Genomic DNA, 6,747 nt, shown 5'->3' on the forward strand with positions numbered 1-6,747 from the left:
ATGAAAACTAAACAAGCACTTACAAAGCAGCAGCGGCGCCAAAGGTTTTTTCTCGTTCTCCCGGTTCTGGTACTGCCGTTTATGACCTTGTTCTTTTGGGCAATGGGAGGAGGGAAATCCAATACCGTAATGGCTGCAGCGCCAGCAAAAACAGGGATTAATAAATCAATACCGGATGCCCAGTTAAAGAACGAGGATGCAATGGACAAATTGAGCTTTTATGATCAGGCGGCAAAAGATTCCGCGGTCCCCCATGATCAGAAAGGAAAAGATACTGGTTTTGCCGTACCACCTGCGGATTCCAATACCGGTTATCAGGGAATGACAGTTTCCTCCAATGGATATACAGGACTGCGTTCATCTCCATATGCTGGTGGGGCATACAATGACCCCAATGAAGCCAGGATCTATCAGCGCCTGGAACAATTAAATCAGGCGTTAAGGCAACCGGAGGTCCCACTCACATCAACCGAGCAGCGGTTAGGGTTTAACGGTAGCAGTAGTTTGGATGGAAAAGACGTAGACCGCCTGGAGCGCTTAATGAAACAAATGCAGGGCGGCGGCGCAGAGCCTGATCCTGAAATGGAACAGATCAACGGAGTGTTGGATAAAATTATGGATATCCAAAATCCTGAACGTGTTCAGCAAGAATTAAAGCGGGCTTCCAGATTGAACAAAGAAAATGTTTATGCAGTATCGGCGGCCAAAGAAAAGCAGATTTTCTCACTGCTTGAACCTACCGCAATAAATAGTAAAGAAGGAATGGATGATAAAACCGAAAGAAATGGTTTCTACTCCTTAAATTCTGAACAGCAACCAAGCGATGAACAAAACACCGTAGAGGCGGTGATCCACGAAACGCAGACTATTGTCAATGGTTCGACCGTAAAGCTGCGCTTGCTCAACGATATCTATGTAAACGGAAGGCTGATTCCAAAAGATAATTTCGTTTTCGGTACTGCTGGTTTAAATGGTGAACGCCTGGAAATTTCAATAACGTCGATCCGTTTAAAAAAATCCCTGTTCCCCGTATCCCTGTCTGTAGTTGATATAGACGGCATCGGAGGTATTTATATTCCCGGTGCTATTTCCAGGGATGTTGCCAAACAATCTACGGACAGGGCCATACAGGATTTAAGTTTCGGAACAATGAGCGATAATATAGGCGTACAGGCTGCCGGTGCGGGATTGGAGGCGGCCAAAAGCCTTTTTAGTAAAAAAGTAAAGTTGATTAAGGTAACGGTAAAGGCGGGTTATAAAGTCTTGCTCCACGACGATAAGCAGAAGACGGGCAATGACTAGTATTAATAATAATTAAAATGAAAATGATCATGGAAAAGATTTGTGCAGTATTGATTTTGGTGGTATGCCAGCTTATTGCTGGCAAAAGTTTCGGGCAACAATCAGCCGATAATATGCAACGCAGCAGTATACAGCCAGGTGCGCTGTTGATCGGTTTTGATAAGACCACTAATATTATCTATCCCTATGCTATAAAAAGTGTGGATAAAGGCAGTAAGGAAGTGTTGGTGCAATTGGCAAAAGGGGTTGAGAATATTTTACAGGTTAAGGCCGCTAAACAAGGGTTTTCAGAAACGAATCTTACGGTTGTTACTGCCGACGGAAAGCTGTATAGCCATTTACTTAATTATACAGATAACCCGAAAGTGCTCAATATCAAGTTAGGTAACAGCATAAACTTTCCGAATGCGGATGCCCTGTTTAGTTACAAGGCAGATAATGAGGCAAAAGTTTATGACTTGACGGAACAGATAGCTTCTAGGAAGCCGGTCTTGAAGGGGATCAAAGATAGCAAATACAATATCTCGCTTAACCTTGCCGGAATATATATAAAAGGGGATAAGCTGTACTTCCAGTTTGCCCTTGAAAATGATTCTGAGGTTGATTATCCGGTAGAAGCTTTCCGGTTTTATATTAAGGATAGCAAAAGCGCCAAACGTACCGCAAAGCAGGAAGTGGAACAGCTCCCGGTACAGCAAGCCGGAAATGCAGAGTTGATCCGTGGAAAATCGCAGCAGATGGTTGTTGTTGCACTACCCAGGTTTACAATTCCAGATAAAAAGGTTTTGATGATTGAGCTAATGGAGGCTAATGGCGGTAGGCACCTGAACCTACGGGTGAAAAATAAGACCATTATCGCAGCCCAAAGCATACATTAATGCGGATCAGGGAGCAGGATATAAGTAGCCTGGTAGCTTACTTAGAGCAGCGGCAGCAGGATGGGCGTTATCTGCTCAGCTTTGATACAAGCGCAACGTATCTCAATATTGAGGGCGTAAGGGCGTAAGGGCGTATGATAATGATTTTGACGCTTTGATGCAATCTTATGAATCCACCCCTGCCGGGCATTACTTTAAGATTGTTCCGATTGTCCAGGTATTGGAAGCTATTCAACATTTAGGTAATGCCTTTGCCTTATCGGCGGTTGCAGAGCAGAACAGATCATTGCCATTTGATATAGGTCAAATTGAATCGGATTATAACTATAAACAGGATTTAAAACACAAAGCAATGGAAATAGAGAAAATGAAAGTTGAGGAGCTGTCACCTTTAGCGAAAACGCTGAAGTATACAGGTATGGGCAAAGTTTCCAATGAAGAGTTGAACCAGAAAATTGCAGAAGGCCAGGATACCTTTCAAATTGGATTCATCCAGAAGTATAAAGATGCCGAAGCCGAAGCAGTTATTAATTGTACAAAGTCGAAAACGGGAAAGTATTATGCTGACAATTATGACATCATCGTAAAGGAAGAGGGAAAGGCGGATTTAAAGCGTAACTACCAATTCAGTAACCGGATAGAAGTTCCTTCAAAGGTTGAAGGACAGAAGCCGGAAAAGATTAATCCTACAATTACATTTAAAGAAGCCTTTAACCAGATGCAGGCCCGTGGTGTTTTTAAGACCTTCGTATATGTGGATATAAAGGAGCCAAAGAATAACAGAAAATATGAAGCTTGGGATTATATTAATTTCAACCAGACTGATAAAAACGGAAACTATAAGTCAGAAAAGTTTTATGATTTGGAAGTAGAGCCAAAAATCAAGTCTCTTTCACTGGTTGAAAATATGGATTATGAAAACTTCCAGCAACTTTGTGAATCCTTGAAAAGGGGTAATATTCAATCTGCAAAGTATATAGCGCTTGATGGAACACAGGAACAAATATACCTGGTTGCAAATGCCAAGTTCAAAACCATCAATGCGTTTGATAAGGACATGAACCCGATCAACCTTCATGAAAAAAGGCAATTGGAATTAGATGCTTTAGAACAACATAAACTGGAACAAAAACAAGGTCAGAAGCAAGGACAAAAAGTCGACAACGAACAGGAGACCACTCAACAGAAAATAGGTAAAAGCCTTAAAGTATGAGCACTCGAATAATCGTAGTCAATGTAATTTAATAACTGATTTTTATTGATATGGAAAAGGGACTTATTAGGTTTGAGCAGGAACAGAACCAATGGAAAGAATGGACATTACGGGTTAAATCTGAATTTGGAGATGAGACTTTAAAGAGCGCCCAATTCCAGAAAGAATATTTGAGGCACCTGGAAGGTCTTGAAATAAAATACCGAGCCAATGCGAACAAGTTCGAACAGCTTGAATTAAATATCCTTCGTGCCAAAAGGAGAGAAATCGAAAAGCAGCTTTATCCTCGTATGATTTTCAGATTGGCTTACCGGCTGCTTCGGTCCCGTGAAATGCGCAGGGAAGGCAAGATACATAACTTACACTTGGATATCAACTATGATGGCCTTATTGCTGCTTTAGCTAAAAAAGGATTCACTGGTTTGGAGAAACAGCTTTCGATGCATGTAAAATCTAATCAGCCAGAGTTCAGGATTCCGGTTTCCTTCCAGATCAATGAAAGCTCAGAAATGAAATATGAGCTTAGATTTTGTAAAGGCAAAAATGATGCTTATGAGATCCAGGATATCAAAGCAACTTTGAAAGGTGATCAGAAAGGAGCAAAGTTATCTATGCTCTACAGCAGTATTCCAAACGTTGACCTTACGATGAAACAGGTCTATAACCTTCTTGCAGGCAGGGCCATTGAAAAGTCTGAGGGATGGGTTATGCTCGATATCAATGATCGGGATGCAGAAGGAAATTTAAAGACTAAGGTATTTAATAAAGAGTATGGATTTTCGGTGGAAAAATTGTTGGAGCAATCGGGAATAAAAGGCATAGATGATCTTTCCAAACGAAAAGAGATTCTGCAAAGTTTACGCGAGGGAGATATTATTAAGGTTCGGGTGGGAAAGGAAATAAAGGCGATTGAGGCGAACCCTTTACATAAGAGCCTTGAAAAGCCTGAAGTGGTACTGGCAAAGCGGCAAGCAGACCTTGAAGCTGCAAGAAGGGAAGTAAAGCCGCAGGCTAAAGTATTGGAAGAAAAAGAAGTATTGAAAGTGAAGATTGCTTAAAAAATAGGGAGGGATGGAAATTGAAAATGTGCAGGTAGCAATACATCTGAATCGTTTTTTCGAGCGATGTAATTCAGACCCTCGTATTGGTGCTATTCATATTGCTGTGTTTATGGCAATATTGAATATTTGGCTGAAGCGGGGCTGCACAGATTCAATAACCTTGTTCTCCTGGGAAGTGATGCCGGAAGCAAAAATATCTAGCAGAATGACCTACCGGAAGGTGATAAGGGAGCTGGGAGAATATGGATACTTGTATTATCGGGCTTCGTTTAGTAAACACAAGGGGAGCAGGTTTAAGATAAATATGTAATAACATGTTATTACTTGTGAAAATTGCTATTCACAAACAACTTTTAAATTGAATATTGAACTCTTGAAAGACCAAATTTGGAATAATTAATAGCCTGAAATTTTCAGGCTTTTTTATTTAGAAAAATGATTGCAAAAAAGTGATTAGAATAAAAGCAGATGGATATGGAGGGAAAGATAATAACGCCAGAAAATGTAGTTGAATTATTAAAAAAAGAAGGTGTTGAAATTAAAATTGAAGATGCTAAAATTATGATAGATTTCATTCTGAATATTGCGAAAATAGCAGTAGATCAGTATCTTAGTGGTAGGTTTTGAGATCTCATTTTCAATTTATAAACTTAAAATTTTTACTTATGGTAGTTGTTGATTTATATATACGTGTATCTACTGATGAGCAGGCAGAAAGGGGCTTTTCACAAAGAGACCAGGAAGAAAGGCTCCGCAAATATTGTGAAATAAAGGGCTATATTATTCGACATGTTTATATTGAAGATCATTCAGCAAAAACATTCAAACGTCCGGAGTGGCAAAAGTATTTAGCCTATCTCCGAAAGTTGAAAAGAAATAAAACCGGTTCACTAGTCTTGTTTACAAAGTGGGATAGATTTAGTAGGAATGCAGGAGATGCTTATCAAATGATAAACACCTTAAGGACATTCGGCGTAACTCCTGAAGCTATTGAGCAACCTCTTGATTTATCTGTTCCAGAAAATAAAATGATGCTGGCCTTTTACTTGGCGGCGCCCGAAGTTGAAAATGACAGAAGAGCACTGAATGTTTTTAATAACATGAGAAAGGCACGAAAAGAAGGGCGGTATATGGGGACAGCTCCGGTTGGCTATATTAATAAAATTTCAGAAGATAAGAAGAAATATATAGCAATTAGGGAAGGTGAAGGAGCATTATTAAAATGGGCATTTGAAAAGATCGTAGATAACTATTATAATACGGAGCAGATTTGGAAATTGGTTAGAGAAAAATCAAAAGGTAAAAACTATAGATTTAGTAAGAATAATTTTTGGGTGGCTATTAGAAACCCATTGTATTATGGAAAAATATTTGTTCCGCCTTACAAGGATGAAAAGGGATATTTAGCAGAAGGTCAGCATGAACCTCTAATCAGCAAGCAGGTTTTTGATGATGTTCAACGAATTTTGGATGGTAGGATGCGGCCTATAAAGACAAAGATAGTATCAATGGAGAAATTGCCGTTACGAGGGTTTTTAAAGTGTCCTAATTGCGAAAGAATGTTGACGGGCAGTGCATCAAAAAGTAGGTTAGGTAGGTACTATTATTATTATCATTGTACTTCTTCATGTGGCGCAAGATTTAAAGCGGAAATAGCAAATGATGCATTTGTAAGACAGTTACGGTTTTTATCCCCTAAACCGGTAGTTGTAGACCTTTTTGTAGAAGCGTTTAAAAATAATCTAACTATTCAAACCAAAGATCAAAATAGGGAAAGGAAAAGCCTTCTTGACCAGATACAAGTTTTAAATAACCGATATCAAAATGCTCTCATAAAAAGCGCCGATGGAGAAATGGAGCATGAGGATTTTATAGAGCTAAAAAGAATAATTAAAGGGAAAATTGAAGCATTAGAGAATGAATTATCCGAACTGGGTGATGTTGCAATGGAGGCTAAGCAAATGGTGATCGCTAACATACATAAAGTTGCTGATATTGCTAAACGATACGAGAATGGAACAATCGAGGAGAAACGAATAATTATTGGTTCGATGTTCCCTGAATTTTTGGAGTTCGACGGAAAGCTACATCGAACCTCTCGATTAAATTCTGCGGTGAATCTCATCTATCAAGGAACCAGTAAATTAGATGGTAAAAAAAATGGGACAAGTCTTTCTTTTTTAGACTTGTCCCAAGAGGTGATCCCGCTGGGATCAATTTTATTATTAAAATACGCCTCAGTTGGCTTAAATTATCGTTTTTCGAAATGGGTAACCGAAACGGTAACCATATT

Annotated in this window: 7 protein-coding genes; all 7 read left to right on the plus strand. The window is 39.4% G+C overall.

Annotated features, from left to right (window positions below; genetic code table 11):
* On the plus strand, window positions 1-1,302 hold the full coding sequence (gene traM, locus DFQ12_RS21010) for a conjugative transposon protein TraM (RefSeq protein WP_120260997.1): 1,302 nt from the start codon (window positions 1-3) through the stop codon (window positions 1,300-1,302).
* A 29-nt stretch (window positions 1,303-1,331) separates the two neighbouring features.
* Window positions 1,332-2,180 carry a conjugative transposon protein TraN gene (gene traN, locus DFQ12_RS21015; protein WP_120261037.1) on the plus strand — a complete coding sequence of 283 codons (849 nt, stop codon included), beginning with the start codon at window positions 1,332-1,334 and terminating at the stop codon, window positions 2,178-2,180.
* Window positions 2,180-2,308: a hypothetical protein gene (locus tag DFQ12_RS28530; protein WP_279634418.1), complete on the plus strand. Its 129-nt coding sequence runs from the start codon at window positions 2,180-2,182 to the stop codon at window positions 2,306-2,308. The genes traN and DFQ12_RS28530 overlap by 1 nt, the downstream gene beginning before the upstream one ends.
* Before the next feature lie 29 nt (window positions 2,309-2,337).
* Window positions 2,338-3,393: a hypothetical protein gene (locus tag DFQ12_RS21020; RefSeq protein ID WP_120260998.1), complete on the plus strand. Its 1,056-nt coding sequence runs from the start codon at window positions 2,338-2,340 to the stop codon at window positions 3,391-3,393.
* A 50-nt stretch (window positions 3,394-3,443) separates the two neighbouring features.
* Complete coding sequence (locus DFQ12_RS21025; RefSeq protein ID WP_120260999.1) at window positions 3,444-4,451, plus strand: hypothetical protein; 1,008 nt, start codon at window positions 3,444-3,446, stop codon at window positions 4,449-4,451.
* Window positions 4,452-4,928: 477 nt separating this feature from the next.
* Window positions 4,929-5,081 (plus strand): hypothetical protein, encoded by a 153-nt coding sequence (locus DFQ12_RS28200; RefSeq protein ID WP_167457307.1) that lies wholly within the window; start codon window positions 4,929-4,931, stop codon window positions 5,079-5,081.
* A 38-nt stretch (window positions 5,082-5,119) separates the two neighbouring features.
* On the plus strand, window positions 5,120-6,747 hold a 1,628-nt coding region (locus DFQ12_RS21035), incomplete at its 3' end, for a recombinase family protein (RefSeq protein ID WP_120261001.1).

The sequence above is a fragment of the Sphingobacterium detergens genome (genome assembly GCF_003610355.1).
GTDB lineage: Bacteria > Bacteroidota > Bacteroidia > Sphingobacteriales > Sphingobacteriaceae > Sphingobacterium > Sphingobacterium detergens.